Below are 19,851 nucleotides of genomic sequence, written 5' to 3'. Positions count from 1 at the left end.
GCATTGATGAGATGCGGGCATTTTTTTGTTTAAATAAATATCAGACCGTAATCAGCATGGCCCCGTAAGAATAGCCACCGCCGAAAACGGTAATCACAATGTTATCGCCTTTTTTGAATTTATCCTTATTCTCCGACAATGCTATCGCACAACCCGCGCAGCCTGTGTTTCCTAAATATTGAATGTTGGAAATCAGCTTCTCCACGGGAATGCCTAATGTATTGATCACATTAAGGCTGATGCGGTGGTTTGCCTGATGCGGAATCAGGTAATCCAGGTCATCGATCGTTAGTCCGCAAGCCTGTAAAACCTGCTGGCTGACCTTTGGCATATACTGGCAGGCATTCTGGAACACGTCCCGACCGTAAGGCATGATTACACCGCGATCATTAGGCCGCAAGACAACTGCTTCAATCGCTTTTCCGCTCGTAGCAGCGCCACCAGTGATCAGTTTCTTGATCTCCATGTCGGAATCCGTCTGGCGTTCTTTTGAAATCAGCAGGGCCGAAGCGCCGTCTCCCCACAAATGCCCCGAAACCGTGTCCATTTCATTATAGTACGCCGTGTTGTGATCAGAAACCACCACCACTGCTTTGGAAGCTTTGCCTAATGCAAAATAACCTTCTACGATCTCGATCGCATTCAATAACGACGAACATGCAGAAGAGATGCTGACAACCGGGATGTCGGGGATTTGAAGCTGATGCTGAACCGCGTGCGCTAATGTAACGATGGTGTCATATGGCGTATAAGTAGCGCCTATAATCAGGTCAATTTCGTTTTTGCTGTAAGGGATATTTTCAAGTAAGGCCTCAACCGCTTTCATAGCCATTGTGGAAGTATTTTCTTCCGGAGAACACTTACGTCTTTCAGAAATTCCTGTGCGTTCTACAATCCACTCGTGGGACAGATTGTTAATATTTGTAAAATATTCATTACCAATAACTTCGCTTGGTAAATAATGACTAACTGTATTAATATACATGATTGAGAAGTTGACTTCGCAAGCTACGATTCTTTTTAATTCCGAAAGTTAAATATTTCGTAGAAATCGTAGTACTTAATATTTGAACAATTCAATAATAAGTTTATAAAATTATACTAAATGGTAAACGCCAAAGAATAAATGCTAGTTTCTATGCAAAGCGCTGTAAAATGTCAGCAATGTACTTTCTTCCGATGCCCAGTTATACATTCTTTCCACCGATTCCCGACCGTTACTTCCCATTTGCCTGCCTTGATCCGGATTTTCAATTAACCACTGCAGCTTTTCACACAACAGCCGGGCGTTATATGGTGAAATACAAAAACCGCATCCCGATTGTTCGACGACATCCCGGTATAAGGGAAAATCGGACGTAATTACCGGCAATTTTAAAGACATATATTCAAACAACTTTGTCGTGTAAGAATCCGGGTAATCTGCAACAGGCTTTAACAATGCAATTCCGGCCACCGCCCGGCGTGCATATGGAAACATTGTCTTCTGATCGGCATATCCGTAAAAAATAAGATTGTCTGCAATCTCCCGATAGCCTGGCAGTTTTTCAATTTCGTTTTGAGAAATCCGAATGCTGCCGAATAAATGCATTTTGAAGTCAGGATAAACTTTCTTCAATGCTGCCAAAGCTGTTACAATTATATCAAAAGATCGTTCCAGCGAAATGACACCCATGTAACTGATCTCCGGACCTTTCTTTTCAACAAATGCTTCGGTTGCGTATTGATCTGTAAATGAGAGTAATGCGTAATTCCGGACTATGGCTGCTGGATAAGTCAGTTTGTCATATTCGTTCAAATAGGCGTCTTCGGTCAGGACAAGGGCAAAATGCTTTCGGGCATAATGATCGAAAATTCGAAATAGCTTTTGGAACAGGAAGTTGTTGTTGAAGGTTTTGATGCTAAACTTTTTGTAAAGATTTTCCTGCACCTCATAAATAACATTGGCCCCCAGCCATTTGAATAACACCGCAACCGGGATCAGTTCCGGAACGAAAATATGCACGAGCTGCGGCCGCAGACGCAGGCATTTCCATAAAAGTAATGTGTGCGAGAAAAGCAGCCGCATGTAAAGACGCTGAAATGCAGGAAGCCACAGCATGGTGATGGCGTCACCGGCAACATTTGGCAGGGCATGCGGCAGCGCGCAAAACACCTCGTATTCTTTTGCAAGCGAAGGCGCGATCTTATATACAATCCTGGGATCTGTGGCCGGATGGACGGTGCTTAACAACAAAACGCGTCGCCTCGTCATGCGCTTACAATGGCAATACCCGATGAGGTTCCGATACGTTCGGCTCCGGCTTCAATCATGGCAATGGCCTGCCCTTTTGTCTTTATCCCGCCGGAAGCCTTGATTTTGACATGTGCAGGAAGGATTGAACGCATTTTTTTAACCACTTCCACATCAGCACCTTGCGCGGCAAAACCGCTTGATGTTTTTACGAAATCAGCATTGGCTTCGGCACATATTTCACAAGCCGTGTAAAGATCAAAGGAATCCAGGTAAGCCGTTTCAATGATTACTTTAATGATAGTATTTTGCGCGTGTGCAATTTCCGCAATCTGGGTGAGTTCCTCCCGCACACTGAGATACGCCATGGATTTGAACTGTGAAATGTTCATCACCACATCCAGCTCCGTAGCGCCGTTTTGCAAGGCATTGGTTGCTTCAAAAACTTTGGTCGCCGTTGTTGAATAGCCGAAAGGAAACCCGATCACCGTGGCTATCTCTATTTTAACAGGACAAAATTCCAGCATTTCCGTTGTATAGGCCACATAAGCGGGAGCCACGCAAACGGCCTTAAACTGATGTATCCACGCCTCCTCACACAATTTCCGAATGTCCGTCTCACTTGCATTGGCAGTGAGCAAAGTATGGTCAATGTAAGCGGAAAGCGATGTCATAAGGTGGGCCGGCGGTAATGTTAAAAAGTAAAAACCCCGTCGGATCGACAGGGTTCAAACAATGATTTATACAACGAAATTATTTTTTGCTTTTCTTTTCCTGCTCAGGAGCGTCTTCCGCAACCACTTCCGAAGTTTCTTCTACCTGCGCTTCTTCGCCAGGTTCCTCAGTGGAAGCAACGAACAGTTCAGGCGTATATTTTGACAATAAATTATACCAGGAAATGATTTTCTTAATGTCTGAAACATAAACTTTTGACCGGTCGAAATCAGGAAGGATTTTGTTCAAAAACTCGATCAATTCTTTGTCAGATGCAGTTTTAGGCTGCAATGTCACTTCTTCGCCATGCTCTTCACGGATTTTCAAAAAAACGTCTGCCAATGGAGCTGATTCTTCTTCACCGTCCGTAAAAATAGAAACGTCTTTCAAAACAGAAACACGTGCAGTTGGCCCGATCAGCGTTTTTTCACGCTTTTCATCCAGGCTTTCCACGATCACACCTGCACGGCTAGGCTTAAGAATACGGAACAATCCGCCTTTTCCTGAAACATTTGCTATTTCTTTCAACAAATCCATTCCTGTTGACTCTACTTTTTCACTCATCCTTTCTTACTAATTAGTTATATCTTAATAATGATTATGTTGAATGCGATGACCACCTCAATTTTGCGCAAAATAACGGAAAGATTGAGCGCGAAACAACCTCTGGCTTACTTTGTCCTTTCAAACGACTGATTATAAGTTTCTATTGCCTCCAGAATCGGGTCGCGGCCTTCGTTTTTTTCTGCCGATGTAATGAACATAGGCGGCACTTCCTCCCATACTTCCGCCAGTTTCTGCCTGTAAGCCTCCATTTGATTTATCGCCTGGTTGGGTTTCAGTTTGTCGGCTTTTGTAAAAATAATGTGGAACGGAATTCCGGCTTCGCCCAGCCCCGCCATAAATTCAAGGTCCACCGCCAGCGCGCTATGCCGGATATCGATCAGGACGAATGTGCAGATCAGATTCTCGCGGTTGTGCAGGTAATCTCCGATCATTTTCTCCCATTTCTCACGCTCAACTTTGCTCACTTTGGCATAACCATAACCCGGCAAATCCACCAGATACCAGGATTCGTTGATAAAATAATGGTTAATAAGCTGCGTCTTACCTGGTTGCTGAGAAGTTTTCGCAAGCGATTTCTTTCCGGTCAGCATATTAATAAGCGAAGATTTTCCAACATTTGAGCGCCCTATGAAAGCATATTCGGGCAAAACGGGATCAGGACATTTCTCATAATCCGAATTGCTCATTACGTATCTTGCTTCCTGAACTTTCATGCTTTTTTGACGTTAATATTAATGCGAAGTTACTTTTTCTTTTTTTACCAACCTCAAATGTCCTGGTGGCATGTTCGCAGGAGGATAATTGGATAAAATAAAACAATAGGGTATTTTCGTTTAAGAGGAATTGAAACCATAACTAAATCAAAAGATGAAAGGTCTTAAAAAATTGTCTCTTCTCGTTGCCATCGTGACTATGACATTTGCAGTTACTATTGCGGCAGAAGCAAATAAAGCGGATAAGAATAGCAAGGAAGTAAAGGCGGAGGAAAAAGGGATCCAGTTTACAGAAGCCAAATGGGCTGAAATCCTGAAAAAAGCCAAAGCTGAGAACAAAATCATATTCTTCGACGCTTACACCACCTGGTGCGGCCCGTGCAAAATGATGCAAAAGAATGTCTTCACACGCGACGATGTTGCAGCTGTTTTTAATAAAGATTTTATCAATGTAAAATATGATATGGAAAGCGGTGAAGGCTTGAAACTGGCCAGCAAATATCCGTTAGAAGCTTATCCTACATTGTTTTTTATTGATGCAAAAGGAAAAGTCATTAAGCAGGTGATCGGGTATCAAACTCCTGAGAAACTAATTGATCTTGGAAAATCTGTTCAGAAAAAGTCTCCTAAGGCGATCTGATCCTGAACATTATGCTATAAGATAAAACCCCCGGAGGATGTCCTTCGGGGGTTTTATCTTATAGCACTGCTATCAAAAACAAGGCTTAATTTTATTCGTAATAATTAGGAACGCGGTGTCCGCTGCTTTCCAGGAGCCTGTCTTTCTTGAAGAGCAGAAGGTCGGCTGTTACCATATCATTGACCAATGCTTTCAAATCATATTTTGGTTTCCAGCCCAGTTTTGTCATTGATTTGGTAGGATCACCGATCAAAAGCTCAACTTCCGTCGGGCGGAAATATCTTGGATCAACGGCTACAACTTCTTTTCCGATCTCAATCTGGAAGTCAGGGTTGTTGCATTTTGTCACCTTAGCGATCTCGGCGGCGCCTTCCCCGCTGAATTCAAGCTCAATGCCAACTTCTGCAAAGGCCATTCTCACGAAATCACGAATGCGCGTTGTGATTCCTGTTGCGATCACGAAATCCTCTGCAACTTCCTGCTGGAGGATCAGCCACATTGCTTCCACGAAATCTTTCGCATGGCCCCAGTCGCGCTGCGCGTCCAGGTTACCCAGGTAAACTTTATCCTGCAATCCCAAAGCAATGCGTGCCACTGCGCGGGTGATCTTGCGGGTTACGAAAGTTTCGCCCCTTAATGGTGATTCATGGTTGAAAAGAATCCCGTTCACCGCAAACATGTCGTAAGCTTCGCGGTAGTTGACCGTGATCCAATAACCATAAAGCTTTGCAACCGCGTAAGGCGAGCGCGGATAAAATGGCGTCGTCTCAGACTGAGGAACCTGCTGCACCAAACCGTAAAGTTCCGATGTAGAGGCCTGATAAATTTTTGTTTTTTTAGTCAAACCCAAAAGACGAACCGCTTCCAGGATGCGCAATGTGCCGATTCCGTCTACATTGGCAGTGTACTCGGGCTCTTCGAAGCTCACCTGCACATGTGACATTGCGCCCAGGTTATAGATTTCGTCAGGCTGTACTTCCTGGATAATCCGGATAATGTTGGTGGAGTCGCTCAGGTCGCCGTAATGCAGTTTGAACCTTATATTTTTCTCGTGCGGATCTTCGTAAATATGGTCGATCCGCTGCGTATTGAATAGTGAGCTGCGACGCTTGATCCCGTGCACTTCATATCCCTTGCTCAAAAGAAGCTCAGCTAAATAAGCACCATCCTGCCCGGTAATACCGGTAATTAAGGCTATTTTCATTATCTATGGGTATGTATAAGTGGATAAAATAATATCCTGCTAAAAATTGAAAATATTGATCCTAGTTGCTCTCGGCAGTAGGGTTAATCATCAGGCTTCGTTTGATATCCACGCGGTCGGACAGGATTACTGCGGAAGAATATCGTTCCCTGATCAGTTCCAGATACTGCTCTGCGTCTGTACGATACATGAAATCGCCCACTTTCACGCGATATGTCGGTTGTGTGTAAGAAACATAGGGGATAAGGTCCGGAAAAGCCTGATATACATAACTTTTGGCATCGTCCGCCTCTTGTCTAACATTACCCACATACATCTGGATCCGAAAGCCGTTTACATAACGGATGGACTTGTTGTGTTTTGCCAGCGTGTCCAGCACCGTTTCCAATCGCTTGTTGACATACAATGGCTTGTCCACATCCGGCTTTGGCGCCGTACTGGCTTTGGGTGTGGTTACCGGTGCTGCTTTTGGAGTAACTGACGGTTCAACATACTCGAAACGAGGCCTTACCGACGACAGATCTTCCCTGTATTCCGAGCTGGAAGAGCTGACAACAGTCTTTTTGCTGCAACCCGAAAGGATGATAATGAAGAGCTGAATCGCCCATAAAAAATTCTTTTTCAGCATCATATCCTTAGCCGTTATTACTGAGCCTGCAAACTTAATCAAAAATGGATGAATCACCATAACATGCTATTTTGAATCTAATAGCTAACTTTACCCGGACTTATTTATTAGTTCAATGCAAATCCAATCAAACTTTTCGCTTCGCAATTTCAATACTTTCGGCCTCGAATCCACGGCTTCCTTTTTCGCCGAAGTAAGTTCGGTTGAAGAACTAACTGAAATATTGCTCGATCCCGTATGGCAGCAAAAGCCTAAATTTATTCTCGGCGGCGGAAGCAACGTGCTTTTCACGCAGAATGTCAATGCATTGGTAATTCATCCTGTCATTAAGGGAATTGAGAAAATAAAGGAAGATGAGGACCATATGTGGCTGAAAGCAGGCGCGGGGGAAGGTTGGCATGAGTTCGTAATGCATTGTGTCTCGCACAACTTCGGAGGCGTGGAAAATCTGTCACTTATTCCCGGCACAGTAGGAGCGGCGCCTATGCAAAATATCGGTGCTTACGGGGTGGAAATCAAGGATGTGGTTGAGTCTGTGGAGGCGGTTTCCATTGAAAGCGGTATAAAAAGGATTTTTTCAAAGGAAGAATGTGAGTTTGGTTACCGGGAAAGTGTTTTCAAAAAAGCGCTCAAAAATCAATATGTGGTAACCGGGGTGACATTTGTTTTGGATAAAAAACCTGTGTTGAACATTGGTTACGGTGATGTTCAGAAAACATTGCTGGAAATGAATGTGACAAGCCCCACGATCCAGGACGTCAGCCAGGCTGTGATTGCCATACGACGCAGTAAACTGCCGGATCCTGCTCAAATCGGGAACGCCGGCAGCTTCTTCAAAAATCCGGAAATCCCATCGGAACAATACAATTCGCTCAAAAACATCTTCCCCGAAATGCCGGGTTATGTTGTAAGTCAAACAATGGTCAAAGTGCCTGCCGGCTGGCTCATTGAACAAGCTGGTTGGAAAGGATATCGCCAGGGTGCGATTGGCGTGCACCAGAAACAAGCATTGGTGCTCGTGAATTACGGCGGGGGCAATGGCAACGAAATTCGTGCGCTGGCAGGCACCATTCAGGATTCTGTGGAAGCCAAATATGGCATCCGCTTATCGCCGGAAGTAAATTTCATCTAGTTAGGAGAAATTCATTTCAAAACAAACCTTCGCTTACCGCACAAGGACCATTTTACGGGTGCTGATTTTATCACCATAATGAACCCGGAGAATGTACTGCCCGCTGCTGAGATCATTCACCGGGATCGTTGCCCAATCCTTGTTCTCGTAGGAAACATTTTTCACCTTCTTGCCATTCACGGTATACAATTCCACCAGACTGATAGCAGAAGTAGTTGAGGCAATGTTGATTACGTCCGTAACAGGGTTCGGATACACATTAATGCTTAGTTCCTGAACCGGCTCCTCGCCCAGTACAACGTCAATGTCCTCTCCCTGCTTGGTGATTGTCGTGGAGGCGAGTTTCGATTCCGACTGGTCGGTGTAACCTCTGATCCGGTATATATAGGTAACGCCTTTTTTTGCGGACGGGTCGGTATATTCGAGTTGACTTGCGGGGAAGCGCATCGTTTCGTGGGAGGCCAGCGTGTCCTTGGCTTCCAATCGTTCCAGCAGGTAGCCGGTAACATTTGGTAATTTGTTCCAGCTCAGCACCACTTGTTTGTCCTTTTCGGCAGCGGCAAGGGCTATGGTGCCCAGGTTTGTATACGGGAAAATCTTGTTGTGATGAAAAGCAAAGGCGCGCAATCCTTTCGTATTCTTTAAAAACGGCCCTATATAGACCCAGGCAGCACTCAAAAGCCCCGAATAATGGTATTTTGAAGGCAAATATTTGATCGTGGAATCATTACCAACCTCTTTCAGCTTGACAATGATCTTATTAGCCTCAGCCCGGCCCGAAGCAAGTTTTTTCCATTCTGCATTCAGGTAGAAAAAGTCTTTTACTGAAAAGACCGAAGTTGGTTCCAGGCTTCCTTCAATGTTAACAGCTACGGTGTCTTTGGGATAAACCATTTGCTGATAATCCTCGAAAACCATTGTTATTTCATCCTTTTCGGGCGTAGAATAGAATGCTTTTTGCAAGCTGGGAGAAGAGATTTTTTCTTTTTCGCCATAGTGGTTATAACCCGCCAGATCCGCCAGGTCCCTGCCCAGTTGCAGATAACCCTCCAACCCATAATGGAACCCGTTCCATCCTGTGGCACCCAATGCTGCATAGGGTTGGATAATCGGATATTTCCGGTCCAATGTTCTTTGCTGCTCGCGTACAACGCCAATCCGGTCGTCATAAGCACCACCACCAAAAAGGGGAAGCTGGAAAACGTAGATCTTTTTAACCATTGGATAATCTTCCTTCCACATTTGCACGAGTTTATCGAAACGTGGCGCCCAGGTTAAAGGATCATTGGAAGAAGATTCTGTTTCACCCTGCCAGAAAAATATCGCTCTCAATGAGGGCAGCAACCCTGTTGTTTTGGCAGCATTGAGCAAAAAGCCGTAAAAACTGGACCGGTCTGTCAGGTCAATCAGGGAAGCCCCGGCGGCGGCACCATTGAGAATGCAGGTCGGAACCTGATATCTTTCTGCTATGACTCTTTGGAATTCAATTCCAAATATGCCCACGCGCTGACCTATGGCATTAGCAAGTCCCCATTCGGCCGCGCCTCCTGATGATCCGTATGTCCGGGCATATTCGTTCCGGTAAGCGTAGTCAACTTCCCAGGCAACCGCATTCGACTGTCCGTAAATGAGATAGAAATCACCAGCCACAACATTATCGCTTTTCGAAATAAGTGTGGAATCGGACTTGGATTTGCAGGCGTAAACTTCATATCCATATTCAGCAAGTTCCGCCTTGATCCTGAATGTGAAGTTGAAAGGAGCTTGTGAGCCGTTGTATTCGAGGTTTTTTCGCTGGTAAGCATTTGGCGCTTTATTCCTGGTTTGTACCACGGAAATGTAAGCGTATCCGGCCGTCTGGACCCTTCCTAAAAATTCCACATTAGCCATTCCGGTGCTGTCCCTTGCAAACAGCTGCATATTCGCCGGAGATTTGTCCAGGATGGCAATGCCGGATTGCTGTGCATGAACATTAGAAATAAAGGCTCCTACAAATGATATGAAAACCAGAAGTATAAATTTTTTCATGCAATAAGTTTGCGTTTACCAGCGGCCCGAACCATACCCTAAAATACAAAAAATCGCTGAACAATCATTGACTAGTAAGGACTGTTCAGCGAGAAGCGTATGATTCTATTTAATCAAAAAATATAAAGATTAATCAAAACACAAAGAAGCCGCGCCGAGCAGACCTGCGTCGTTCGCCAAGGTGGCTCTCTTTATGATAATCGTTTTCAGGTAATAAGGCGTTAACCAGTATTCAAAACGCTCGTTAATGGCAGGCAGAATGTATTCAAACGAAGCAGAAATCCCACCGCCGATCAGAATGGTCGTAATGTCCAGAATGCGGACCATAGAAACCAGCCCTTCGCCCAGCAGATAACCCATTTCCTGGAACACTTGCTTGGCAAGCTCGTCGCCTTTGGAAGCAGCAGCAACAAGTCCGGTTGTGGAAATGGTCCCGTCGGATGGAAGTTGTGTTTGACCCGTGTAATTGGCACGCATGGTGATTGCAAGGTCCAGAAGCTCTTTTTTACCAATGTTCCTTTCCAGCACCTTGCCGTTTTTAGAAGGCACGTGGCCTGGCTCCATGGCATTTCCGCCGCCGCCTTTGAAAACTTTCTTGTCAATAATGGCCGCACCGCCGATGCCTGTGCCTAATGTTACAAAAATATAGTCTTCGGGAAGCTTGTCTTCACCAAAGTAATATTCGCCCAATGCAGCAGCATTAGCGTCATTTTCAAGATAAAAATCGTGTTCAGGAAAGCGGGCTTTCAAATCGGGAACAATGGCGATTCCATCGATCTCAGGAATGGCTGTGATCTCAATTAATGTAGTTCTGTCACGGGTTGTGAGCCCCGGAACGCCGATTCCTACTCTTTTAACCTCGGGATATTCAACAAGCTGGAGCGCTATTGCATCACCTAAACGTTCGATAAAATGCCCTGAACTGCGCCAGCTGGCGGTATCGTGACTGTAAAAATTTGAAATTCTGCCATCCGTAGCGTCAACGATCCCCATTTTTACGTTAGTACCGCCCACGTCTATACCGAGGTATTGTTCCATGAAATGAAATATGGGTTTAATAAATAATTTTAAAAATGCGGCAATTTAGTAAAATTGCTCTATTGTACATCAATCAATCTAAATCTCCCAGCTGCGGCCTGATCAATATCTCTTCCATAACCGCTCTCGGCGACAATGTATACGCCGCCCAAATCGTATCCGCAATGTCTTTGGACTCCATAAACCGCTCTTCGGGCAGGCCTGAGCCTTTCCAGCTGTCTGTATAAGTCGCTCCCGGCAAAACGGCGGTTACTTTTACCTGATGCGGCTTCATCTCTTCCCGCAATACTTTGGTCATTCCGTAAAGCGCAAATTTTGAAATACAATAGGAGCCGCCATTGGGATAGGCCATAATGCTGGCTGTGGAGCACATGGTGAAAATATGTCCTTTCTGATTTTCAATCATTCCCGGAAGGATTCCGCGGGTAAGGTGATAGGCGCTGTAAAGATTTGTCTCCATTGTTTTTTCCAATGTCCCCTCCGTTTCGTTGTGGATCTGGCCTGGAATAAATGTGCCTGTGTTGTTGATCAGGACCGATACAAATCTGGTTTTTGAAACAATAAAATCTATAAATGCAAGAAGGTCATCTTTTACGGAGAGGTCCGAAGTTTGGCAATATAATTTTGCGCTGCCGAACCGGTCGCTCATTTCCTTTTCCAGCGCTTGGAGGTCGCTAGCGTTTCTTGCACAGGTAATTACATCAAACCCCTCTTCCAAAAACCGCTCAACGCACGCTTTTCCGATCCCTTTCGTCCCTCCGGTGATAACCGCTATTGGATTCATTTTTCTGATTGCTTCTTTTTTTGCCTAATTTTCCCGAAAATATTGAATACAATTAAGATATTATGTCTGTAATCGGGAAATACTTCATTTTTTTAGGAACACTATTCGGAAAGGGTGAAAAACTATCGGTGTACTGGCGGCGGCTCATGGAGGAATGTGTGGGGATAGGAGTGAGCTCTATATTCATTGTTGCCATTGTTTCCACATTCATTGGCGCCGTTTCCTGCATTCAAACGGCCTATAACCTCGTTAGTCCTATCATTCCCATTTCAACCGTTGCGCTCATCGTGCGGGACATGGAAATTCTTGAACTGGCGCCTACGATCACTTGCATTGTGCTTGCCGGCAAGGTCGGTTCCAACATTGCCAGTGAGCTGGGCACCATGCGCATTACCGAGCAGATTGACGCCCTGGAAGTGATGGGGATCAATTCATCGTCTTATCTCGTTTTGCCCAAGGTCGTGGCAGCCATGCTGACTTTCCCTATGTTGGTTATTTTTTCTGCATTTCTGGGGATTCTGGGCGGTTACCTGGCCGGCACATTAACAGGCGTTATTACCGAGCGGGATTATCTATACGGGATCAGAGATTCGTTTGTGCCGTACAACATTTTCTTCATGTGTATAAAACCTTTTGTTTTTGGCTTCCTGATTGCAACAATATCTTCTTTTAAGGGGTTTTTCACAACAGGCGGCGCATTGGAAGTAGGAAAGTCGAGCACAGAAGCCGTGACCAACAGCTGTATTTCGATCCTGGTAGCCGATTATCTTTTAGCCCAGCTTTTATTGTAAAAGCGCATTAGCCATGAATTAAGAATAACTGAATCAGCAAATGATTGAAGTAAGCAATATCTACAAAGCATTTAATGGCAAGGAGGTTTTAAAAGGCATTAGTGCATCATTTAAAAAAGGGGAGACCAATCTCATCATCGGCGGCAGCGGAACCGGAAAGAGTGTTTTGCTGAAATGCATGATCGGACTGGTGAAACCCGACCAGGGCAATGTGCTTTACAATGGCCGCGATTTTTACCATTGTGATAAGGAAACGCAGCAGTCGATCCGGCGTGAAATGGGCGTGCTATTCCAGGGTGGGGCACTTTTTGATTCCAAAACAGTGGAAGAAAATGTGCGGTTTCCGTTGGATATGCTTACAGACCAATCGGTTGAGGAAAAGCAGGAGCGTGTTGCGTTTTGTTTGCAGCGCGTTGGATTGGAAGCGGCGGCTAAAAGAATGCCTTCGGAAATCAGCGGCGGGATGAAAAAGCGCGTTGGGATTGCCAGGGCTATTGTAATGAACCCAATGTATCTTTTCTGCGATGAACCCAATTCAGGACTGGACCCGCTTACTTCCGTCAAAATTGATGAGTTGATCAAGGAAATTACAGAAGAATTTCAGATCACAACAATCATCATTACACACGATATGAATTCCGTCATGGAGATCGGACAGAACATTATGTTCCTCTACGAAGGCTCCAAACTTTGGGAAGGCGTTAGTTCAGAGATCATCAGAACAGATGTTCCGGAGTTAAAGGAATTCCTTTTTTCTAATAAGCTGCTCCGCGAAATGGAAAAATAGCTTTTCTATCTTTTATTTAAGAAGGGAATATTCTTCCGCTCAATTAAAAATACAGCCACAGCAAAAATCGCAAGGACAAGCATATGCACCGGAACTGCAATGTACAGATTCGGGATCTTGACGAATGTGGATGCGATGATTACCAGCCCGCCCACGCCAATGTAACCTACGGCAGAAAGGACGTCATAAGGAACAGGATAATACTTTTGACCAAAATAATAACACAATGCGACCATGATAAAAGACGAGGTCGCAAATGCAATGGCAAAGCCCAGATAGCCGATCTGCGGCACCAGAATGAAGCTGGTTGCAATGGTTATGGCCGCGCCCATTAATGTGAGCCAGGTTCCGTATTCTGTTTTATCTGTCAGTTTAAACCACGTAGCGAGGTTATAGTAAACGCCCAGGAACAGATAGCCAGCCAGTAACCAGGGCACCACAGGTAATCCTTCGTGATAGATCTTTTGTTTCAAAAACAACTCCGCCAGCAGATCCAGGTTCAGGCATATGCCCACCCACATGAGCACGCAGATAATGATAAAATACTTGGTAACCTTGGCAAACACCGGTGGCGCATTCTTGTCTTCCCCTTTTGAAAAGAAAAACGGCTCAGCAGCGTATTTGAATGATTGGATTGCCAGGTTCATAAAAATCGACAGTTTGTAACACTGCACATAAATCCCGATTGCCTGCTTGGAGGTTCGTCCGGGATAGAAATTTTCGGGCAATAAGAACTGGATAAACGCCCTGTCAAACAGCATATTCAGCACGCCGCCTGCATTCATGATCATGATCGGGTAGGCGTAAATCCATACCGGGCGGAACAGGGTTTTGTTGAACACAAATTTGAAATCGGCAAATTCTCTTCTCAACATCCAGAAAAACAGCAGGTTAGCAACCAGATTGGCGGTAACAATGTAATCCGGTGCACGTAATGGATCGTAAATCGCATCAACAGCCGGTTGCAGGAAAAGCAGATATTTCCCCGCATGTATATCGCGGCAAAGGATCAGGAAAAAGAGGTTTAAAAAGATATTGATCGCAATATTGGTCACGCGCAGGATTACGAATTTCTTCCCTTTCCCTTCCAGCCGCAGCCTTGCAAACGGGATCGAAACAATGCCATCGATCGCCATAATTACTGCAAACATTCTGACGAGCGAAACGCTTTCCGGGTATTTAATAAATGCTGCAGCGTGGTCGGCGAAGATAAACAGCAGGCCGGAGAAAAATACACTGATAATGATAACTGCGCTGAGAATCAGGTTGTAGTAAGCCTTTCTATCAGTTTCCTGTCGTGCGAAACGGAAAAAAGCGGTTTCCATTCCAAAGGTGTAAAGCACCATCGCGAGGCCCGCATAGGCATAGAGCTGGCCTTGGGCGGCAATTTGTTCGGGTTCAAATAACTTGGTGTGTAGGGCAACCAGCAGGTAATTTAAGAACCGCCCCAGCATTGTGCTGATACCATAAATAGCGGTTTCGCTGGCTAATTTTTTTAGAACGCTCATTGCATGTTAACCTGCGGCAAGTCTTTGCAGGGAACCGCAAATATAGAACAAGGAGTGTACAATATTTCAAATGAAATAGCTGCACACTCCCTGGCAGGCTTCTGATTGAGCCTTAAAATTTTTTTAGCAGGTTAAATTCTGATCAGCAGGTTAATTTCTGATGTCTGTGATGATGCGTTCAATCACTTTTTCAATTCGTTTCCAGCCTTCGTCGGAATGGAGGTCTACGTCGATCATTTTTTCACGGTAGTCCGTAGAAATGGTCATGAAGTAGATGCCGGCCGAAAGGAATGATACAAGCGCGCTGGTGTCGCTGTAATTAGGGAGGTTGCCGATCTTGTCCAGGATCCGCGTTGCAACTTGGTTACGGGCATCGGAAAGCATGGATTTACCTGTTCCGATTTCCCAGCGGAGCAGATCGCGCGTAGCCTTTCTTTCCCGCAAGTCATTCATAAAAGTGTGCATCAGGCTTGTAAGCGCTTTGCTGCGTTCCTCGGGTGCCAGCGTAGGAATGTTGTCAATGTATTCCGTCGCCGTGGTGGAAGTGTACTCACCGGATCTGACATATTGCTCCATCAATCCATCAACACTTTCAAAATAGCGATAGATCAAAACCTTGTTCACGCCTGCTGTGCGCGCAATGAGGTTAACGCCTACCTTTTCTGTTCCGTGTTGTTCGATAACTTCTCCTACTGCTTTGAGGATCTTGCTTTTTGTCCGCTCTCGGTCGCGCTTTTTAACTTTCTCAATTTTCATGTGGGTGCCATTTAGGTTAAATCATAGTAAATTTAATATTTCATATGGAAATATTATATGGTCAAAATACGCGAAGTCACCAATATTGAAAATTTGTTGATAAAAGGGGTGTTTATCGATAAAATCGCCCAATTCATAGATAATAAAGGCCAGTTCGTCGACTAATTTGTACAGATTCTTAAAAAGGAAGGAAGAGGGAAAGACACAAAAAAAGAGCTCACCGGAATGAGCTCTTTAACTTTACTGTTGGCCGACAAGGACTCGAACCCTGAATAAGACAACCAAAATGTCCTGTGTTACCATTACACCATCGGCCAAAACCGTAAACAGTGGTGCAAAAGTAATGCGGCTAATTCATGTTGTCAAGCTTTTCTGGAAAAAAATTAAATGCTTTTTATTTCAACACCCGATGCGATTTTCTTCACAAGGCCTTGGAGCACCTTTCCAGGACCGCATTCGATAAACGTTTCTGCGCCGTCATTTACCATCTGCTCAATGGTTTGCGTCCATCTTACGGGTGCGGTAAGCTGTGAAATGAGGTTTTCTTTAATGACGTTTACTTCGGTTGCCGGCATGGCATTTACATTTTGATAAATCGCACAAATAGGCGCTTCAAATTCTGCTGCGTGGATGGCTGAGGCCAATTCTTCCCGCGCAGGCTCCATCAAAGGCGAGTGAAATGCACCGCCGACTGGCAAAATCAATGCTCTTTTGGCCCCAGCCGCCTTCAAAAGCTCACATGCTTTCTCAACGCCTTCAAAAGTGCCTGAGATCACGACTTGTCCTGGACAGTTATAATTGGCCGGAACTACGATTTCGTCGGTAATGCCTGCACAAACCTCCTCGATAATGTTATCTGCCAGTCCCAGGATCGCCGCCATGGTTGAAGGGCGTATTTCACAGGCTTTCTGCATGGCATCTGCCCGCTTTGCTACCAGTTTTAATCCATCTTCAAATGACAGTGCGCCTGCGGCAACCAGTGCGGAAAATTCGCCTAGTGAATGGCCAGCCACCATATTGGGAGTAAAATCAGGGCTGATCTTCGCCAGGATCACGGAATGTATAAAGATGGCAGGCTGCGTCACATTCGTTTGTTTCAGCTCCTCGTCAGAACCTTCAAACATGATTTTGGTTATTTCAAAACCAAGAATGCTATTGGCCTGATCAAATAGTGTTTTAGCCGAATCTGACGATTGATATAGATCGAGTCCCATTCCTTTGAACTGAGAACCCTGTCCCGGGAAAATGTATGCACTTTTCATAATGATCGTTTCGTTTGGGGATTTGATAAAAAAAGCCCGGTCGTTCAGACCGGGCTACAAAGGAAATACTTCGATGGCAAAGAAAAAAGACGTGCCTATCTGATGATCTGCACCCAGCCTTTGAGTGTTGTGGGCGTGCTTTCTCTTTTTGAGGATTCAAAGAAGATGGTTACTTCATAATAATATTGTCCGGCAGCCAGGTCTTTTCCGCCATTGGTTTTTCCATTCCAATTAATGTTGACGTCCTTGGTGGTAAACACCTGTGCACCCCATCTGTTGAATGCTTTGAATTCAAGAGACTGCACAAAAGCCGGGCATTCGTAAGGCTCAAAAACATCATTTTTGCCGTCTGCATTTGGGGTAAACACATTGGGCAGCACGTACATCGGGCAGTTGTCCTTGCATACAATGTTGCTGGGGGCACTTTCGGCACCAAACCGGTTCACAGCGGTCACATAGTAACATCCTGCGAAGGAAGTAAGGCCCTCATGCGCAAATGTGGTTGCCAAAGGCGATGGCGGCGTGGTTACCGTTGCGATCAATGTGGGCGCATCGCCTTCGTAGCGGGCATAGTAAATGCGGTAAGCCGAAACATTCGGGTCACAGTCTTTTCCATTCACCGATTGCGGATAAGTCCAGGATAGGTGATTGGTCAGGCCGGTTGGGCTGCAGAATGCTTCCGGATGTGCCTGCAACGAATCACAATTCAGCAGATCAATGGCCAGAACAGGCGGACAAGGCTTGGTTGTATCGGATGAGGAAACACACAGGATCTGTGAGAAGTTGTATAGCAAAGCAGGTTTGATCTGCCTGTTATTATATGAGCCAACGGTTTCCACTTTGTAACAATAAGTCGAATCACTGACGATGGTGGTGTTAATAGTCCCATCTGCTGCATATTTATCCGAACCATCGTCTGTAAAAGTGAACGTTTGCGGACCTTGCACGGTCACATCAGCAATGCGGTTGAATGTTCCGGGCCGCCTTTTGTCTTCGCGGTAAACCCGGTGCGTCTGGTTGCCATTCTCCCAGGGAACCAGCGCCGACCAGTTCAGACGGATGCGGTTAGGCTCAGCAGCGCCTTGTTCCAGTCTTACCGAACTGGCTGTTTTAATATCATCCATTTTAACCAGCTGTCCGCCTTGTGTAGCGTAATACTCGAGCTTATAGTTATAGGCATTCGCCAATGTGTTCAGGTTTCTGTCCACGAAAATCGTGTCAGCAGCGCCTGGGGTAAGGTTTGTGTTAATGGTCGCGATCTGAGTAAATGCCGTTCCGTTTTGTCCTACTGCCCTGAACAGGCGATATTGTGCAGGAAGTCCGGATGAAGCCGCAGGTTTTGTCCATTTTACTGTAATAACCCCTTTTGTTTCACTCGTAGAATCAACCGTAACATTTGTAATAACAGGAGCCAGCATCGGCAAATTCAGGCAGAACTCATCAGATGCAATGCTTTCGCCGCCGCCGATCAGGCTTCCAGGCTCATTCACATTGGTTCCCGGACGGGGGAATTCAACAACGATCCTGTAACTGTAAGAAATGCCGGCCCGAAGTCCTTCACCATTGTTGTTGTCCAAGAATGTCGTTTGGTTCACTGCAACCCGGCCCACTTCTTCATAGCCTGATCCCGCCGGAATGCCGGTTATACAAACATCTTCCGGAATATCGGCGCAACCCTCTCTTCTGTAAACAACAATTCTGGCGCCTGCCACCTGGCATTTATAGGAAGTCCAGTTGAGGCGATAAGCGGTTCCGGCCGGGTCTGTTGTTGCTACGGCTCTCAGTCCGAGCGGTTTCGGGCCGTAGACTTTAATGCTAAGCGTGGTCATATCCACCAGTTTTCGGAACAAATTCGGATTGGTGTTGGCCCCTGGCGCGTCTTCTACTTTAAATAATACATCATAGGGCTCCAAACGAATGTGGTTACACGAGGTTTGCCACGTGAATTGTCCGGTAATGGTGCCAATGCCCGATTGCTGCGGCACTGTAAAGCGGGCCAGTTCCGGGCTTACCAATGTTCTTTCGTACACACCGCCGGTAGACGTAAGGTTCAGCTTATCGCCGTTTTTATCCGTCGCCTTGATTTGCTGGTTGATAAGCGTTCCGGCTTCCACACAAATATCCGGGAGCGGTTCTGCGCGCGGCCGGTCGTTTCGGGCATCTTCCACAATGATCTGCATATCGCGCACGATCTCGCCTATAAGCACGCCATCACGCCATTCTTCCACTACAAACGCAACATTATAATATCCTTTTGTAACCGGGGCATCCCAGGTTAAATCACCCGTAAGCCGGTTAATGCCGAAAGTTGCCGGGGAAGCACCATTTTCAGTTTGTCCCGGAGCACCGATCTGGTTTGGGTTAACATATTGCAAATTAACGCCTGCGCCATTGGAAGTTCCTCTTTGCGGCGTGTACAGGCGATACGCAAGACTGTCGCCATCCGCGTCAAATGCATTCGGGTTGTGAATATAACGCTGTCCTACGGCAGCCAGGTCAATGGGCGCATTAAGGAGCACGGGCGTCTGGTTTAAACCGAAACTTGCGTTGATTTCCAGAATGGTGCTCACGTAAAAGTTAAGATTTTGCGTAGGCGGCGGACCAATGTTCAGGATGCCGTTGTTCCGGTTGTCTTCTTCAAATGATATCCTGAATTTCCCCGCCGAAGGAAAAGTGTACCGGACAATGTAGACGTTCTGGGTTGTGTTGTTTCCAATGTTGATGATGGGCAAAATCCGCGGCGCTTCTATCGGACCGTTGCTTCCCACATAAAACTGCACGAAGTTCTGCGCATTGGCAGCGCCTTCTCCGTTTTGCATATCGAAATATGCCGTTAGTTTGATTTCGTAAGTCAGGGAAGTTGCAGAAACCCGTTTTGCCGTAATCTCGCCCGCGCGAATGTGTGTCGCATTGGCCTCAAAGCCAATTCCCAGCAAAATCAGAAAAAAAGAGAATAATAATAACCGTAAAGCAGATCGCATAAATATATCAGAGTCGAACTTTTTAAGATAGAGGTCCAGGCAGAAATACATCTGCCAAGCTATTGATTCAACGAAATTTTAAATA

Annotated in this window: 18 protein-coding genes and 1 tRNA gene; 4 read left to right on the top strand and 15 right to left on the bottom strand. The window is 45.6% G+C overall.

Annotation, left to right across the window (positions count from 1 at the left end; genetic code table 11):
- Positions 1-40: 40 nt before the first annotated feature.
- From NFI80_RS17760 to yihA, 5 genes are all read right to left on the bottom strand, one after another.
- On the bottom strand, positions 41-985 hold the full coding sequence (locus tag NFI80_RS17760) for a 3-oxoacyl-ACP synthase III family protein (RefSeq protein ID WP_026629522.1): 945 nt from the start codon (positions 983-985) through the stop codon (positions 41-43).
- 144 nt (positions 986-1,129) lie between these two features.
- Entirely contained in the window at positions 1,130-2,254 is a 1,125-nt protein-coding gene (locus tag NFI80_RS17755; RefSeq protein ID WP_235165564.1) for a glycosyltransferase, read from the bottom strand.
- Positions 2,251-2,907: a deoxyribose-phosphate aldolase gene (gene deoC / locus NFI80_RS17750; RefSeq protein WP_235161167.1), complete on the bottom strand. Its 657-nt coding sequence runs from the start codon at positions 2,905-2,907 to the stop codon at positions 2,251-2,253. The genes NFI80_RS17755 and deoC overlap by 4 nt, the downstream gene beginning before the upstream one ends.
- Positions 2,908-2,986: 79 nt before the next feature.
- On the bottom strand, positions 2,987-3,511 hold the full coding sequence (locus tag NFI80_RS17745; protein WP_026629519.1) for a DUF5606 family protein: 525 nt from the start codon (positions 3,509-3,511) through the stop codon (positions 2,987-2,989).
- Between the two features lie 107 nt (positions 3,512-3,618).
- Entirely contained in the window at positions 3,619-4,227 is a 609-nt protein-coding gene (gene yihA / locus NFI80_RS17740) for a ribosome biogenesis GTP-binding protein YihA/YsxC (RefSeq protein ID WP_026629518.1), read from the bottom strand.
- 154 nt (positions 4,228-4,381) lie between these two features.
- On the opposite strand from yihA, the gene NFI80_RS17735 reads away from it, so the two are divergent.
- Complete coding sequence (locus tag NFI80_RS17735) at positions 4,382-4,867, top strand: thioredoxin family protein (RefSeq protein WP_233794755.1); 486 nt, start codon at positions 4,382-4,384, stop codon at positions 4,865-4,867.
- A 91-nt stretch (positions 4,868-4,958) separates the two neighbouring features.
- On the opposite strand, the gene gmd is transcribed toward NFI80_RS17735, so the two are convergent.
- Complete coding sequence (gene gmd / locus NFI80_RS17730; RefSeq protein ID WP_233794756.1) at positions 4,959-6,071, bottom strand: GDP-mannose 4,6-dehydratase; 1,113 nt, start codon at positions 6,069-6,071, stop codon at positions 4,959-4,961.
- 61 nt (positions 6,072-6,132) lie between these two features.
- Positions 6,133-6,759, bottom strand: coding sequence for an SPOR domain-containing protein (locus NFI80_RS17725; RefSeq protein ID WP_235165563.1), 627 nt, complete (start codon positions 6,757-6,759; stop codon positions 6,133-6,135).
- 55 nt (positions 6,760-6,814) lie between these two features.
- On the opposite strand from NFI80_RS17725, the gene murB reads away from it, so the two are divergent.
- Positions 6,815-7,831, top strand: coding sequence for a UDP-N-acetylmuramate dehydrogenase (gene murB, locus NFI80_RS17720; RefSeq protein ID WP_235165562.1), 1,017 nt, complete (start codon positions 6,815-6,817; stop codon positions 7,829-7,831).
- 33 nt (positions 7,832-7,864) lie between these two features.
- Here murB and NFI80_RS17715 read toward each other — a convergent pair whose 3' ends face one another.
- The 3 genes from NFI80_RS17715 to NFI80_RS17705 all read right to left on the bottom strand — a co-directional run bounded on the left by NFI80_RS17715 (position 7,865) and on the right by NFI80_RS17705 (position 11,681).
- On the bottom strand, positions 7,865-9,859 hold the full coding sequence (locus NFI80_RS17715) for a T9SS type A sorting domain-containing protein (RefSeq protein WP_235165560.1): 1,995 nt from the start codon (positions 9,857-9,859) through the stop codon (positions 7,865-7,867).
- Between the two features lie 129 nt (positions 9,860-9,988).
- Positions 9,989-10,897 carry an ROK family protein gene (locus tag NFI80_RS17710; protein WP_233794760.1) on the bottom strand — a complete coding sequence of 303 codons (909 nt, stop codon included), beginning with the start codon at positions 10,895-10,897 and terminating at the stop codon, positions 9,989-9,991.
- A gap of 73 nt (positions 10,898-10,970) precedes the next feature.
- Positions 10,971-11,681, bottom strand: a complete 711-nt coding sequence (locus NFI80_RS17705) for an SDR family oxidoreductase (protein WP_233794761.1) — start codon at positions 11,679-11,681, stop codon at positions 10,971-10,973.
- Between the two features lie 62 nt (positions 11,682-11,743).
- Here NFI80_RS17705 and NFI80_RS17700 point away from each other — a divergent pair, with 62 nt between their 5' ends.
- Positions 11,744-12,472: an MlaE family ABC transporter permease gene (locus NFI80_RS17700; RefSeq protein ID WP_026629510.1), complete on the top strand. Its 729-nt coding sequence runs from the start codon at positions 11,744-11,746 to the stop codon at positions 12,470-12,472.
- Positions 12,473-12,512: 40 nt separating this feature from the next.
- Positions 12,513-13,259, top strand: a complete 747-nt coding sequence (locus tag NFI80_RS17695) for an ABC transporter ATP-binding protein (RefSeq protein ID WP_235165558.1) — start codon at positions 12,513-12,515, stop codon at positions 13,257-13,259.
- A 5-nt stretch (positions 13,260-13,264) separates the two neighbouring features.
- On the opposite strand, the gene NFI80_RS17690 is transcribed toward NFI80_RS17695, so the two are convergent.
- The 5 genes from NFI80_RS17690 to NFI80_RS17670 form a co-directional block, all read right to left on the bottom strand.
- A complete protein-coding gene (locus NFI80_RS17690) occupies positions 13,265-14,767 on the bottom strand; it encodes a lipopolysaccharide biosynthesis protein (protein WP_235165556.1) in 1,503 nt (500 codons plus the stop codon).
- Between the two features lie 150 nt (positions 14,768-14,917).
- Positions 14,918-15,523 carry a TetR/AcrR family transcriptional regulator gene (locus NFI80_RS17685; protein ID WP_235161177.1) on the bottom strand — a complete coding sequence of 202 codons (606 nt, stop codon included), beginning with the start codon at positions 15,521-15,523 and terminating at the stop codon, positions 14,918-14,920.
- A 246-nt stretch (positions 15,524-15,769) separates the two neighbouring features.
- Positions 15,770-15,840: transfer RNA gene (locus tag NFI80_RS17680), tRNA-Gln, on the bottom strand.
- A 66-nt stretch (positions 15,841-15,906) separates the two neighbouring features.
- A complete protein-coding gene (fabD, locus tag NFI80_RS17675) occupies positions 15,907-16,785 on the bottom strand; it encodes an ACP S-malonyltransferase (RefSeq protein ID WP_235165554.1) in 879 nt (292 codons plus the stop codon).
- Between the two features lie 95 nt (positions 16,786-16,880).
- Positions 16,881-19,766 (bottom strand): T9SS type B sorting domain-containing protein, encoded by a 2,886-nt coding sequence (locus tag NFI80_RS17670; RefSeq protein ID WP_235165553.1) that lies wholly within the window; start codon positions 19,764-19,766, stop codon positions 16,881-16,883.
- Positions 19,767-19,851 lie beyond the last annotated feature (85 nt).

It is taken from the genome of Dyadobacter chenhuakuii (genome assembly GCF_023821985.2).
Classification (GTDB): domain Bacteria; phylum Bacteroidota; class Bacteroidia; order Cytophagales; family Spirosomataceae; genus Dyadobacter; species Dyadobacter chenhuakuii.
This window is presented reverse-complemented; position numbering and strand designations above follow the sequence as displayed.

What these genes read in the sequence shown, in the direction of transcription:
- NFI80_RS17760 (WP_026629522.1), bottom strand. Translation starts at nt 985, where the DNA reads ATGTATATTAATACAGTTAGTCATTATTTACCAAGCGAAGTTATTGGT.
- NFI80_RS17725 (WP_235165563.1), bottom strand. Translation starts at nt 6,759, where the DNA reads ATGGTGATTCATCCATTTTTGATTAAGTTTGCAGGCTCAGTAATAACG.
- NFI80_RS17745 (WP_026629519.1), bottom strand. Translation starts at nt 3,511, where the DNA reads ATGAGTGAAAAAGTAGAGTCAACAGGAATGGATTTGTTGAAAGAAATA.
- NFI80_RS17755 (WP_235165564.1), bottom strand. Translation starts at nt 2,254, where the DNA reads ATGACGAGGCGACGCGTTTTGTTGTTAAGCACCGTCCATCCGGCCACA.
- murB (WP_235165562.1), top strand. Translation starts at nt 6,815, where the DNA reads ATGCAAATCCAATCAAACTTTTCGCTTCGCAATTTCAATACTTTCGGC.
- fabD (WP_235165554.1), bottom strand. Translation starts at nt 16,785, where the DNA reads ATGAAAAGTGCATACATTTTCCCGGGACAGGGTTCTCAGTTCAAAGGA.
- NFI80_RS17705 (WP_233794761.1), bottom strand. Translation starts at nt 11,681, where the DNA reads ATGAATCCAATAGCGGTTATCACCGGAGGGACGAAAGGGATCGGAAAA.
- deoC (WP_235161167.1), bottom strand. Translation starts at nt 2,907, where the DNA reads ATGACATCGCTTTCCGCTTACATTGACCATACTTTGCTCACTGCCAAT.
- yihA (WP_026629518.1), bottom strand. Translation starts at nt 4,227, where the DNA reads ATGAAAGTTCAGGAAGCAAGATACGTAATGAGCAATTCGGATTATGAG.
- NFI80_RS17735 (WP_233794755.1), top strand. Translation starts at nt 4,382, where the DNA reads ATGAAAGGTCTTAAAAAATTGTCTCTTCTCGTTGCCATCGTGACTATG.
- NFI80_RS17700 (WP_026629510.1), top strand. Translation starts at nt 11,744, where the DNA reads ATGTCTGTAATCGGGAAATACTTCATTTTTTTAGGAACACTATTCGGA.
- NFI80_RS17715 (WP_235165560.1), bottom strand. Translation starts at nt 9,859, where the DNA reads ATGAAAAAATTTATACTTCTGGTTTTCATATCATTTGTAGGAGCCTTT.
- gmd (WP_233794756.1), bottom strand. Translation starts at nt 6,071, where the DNA reads ATGAAAATAGCCTTAATTACCGGTATTACCGGGCAGGATGGTGCTTAT.
- NFI80_RS17685 (WP_235161177.1), bottom strand. Translation starts at nt 15,523, where the DNA reads ATGAAAATTGAGAAAGTTAAAAAGCGCGACCGAGAGCGGACAAAAAGC.
- NFI80_RS17670 (WP_235165553.1), bottom strand. Translation starts at nt 19,766, where the DNA reads ATGCGATCTGCTTTACGGTTATTATTATTCTCTTTTTTTCTGATTTTG.
- NFI80_RS17690 (WP_235165556.1), bottom strand. Translation starts at nt 14,767, where the DNA reads ATGAGCGTTCTAAAAAAATTAGCCAGCGAAACCGCTATTTATGGTATC.
- NFI80_RS17695 (WP_235165558.1), top strand. Translation starts at nt 12,513, where the DNA reads ATGATTGAAGTAAGCAATATCTACAAAGCATTTAATGGCAAGGAGGTT.
- NFI80_RS17710 (WP_233794760.1), bottom strand. Translation starts at nt 10,897, where the DNA reads ATGGAACAATACCTCGGTATAGACGTGGGCGGTACTAACGTAAAAATG.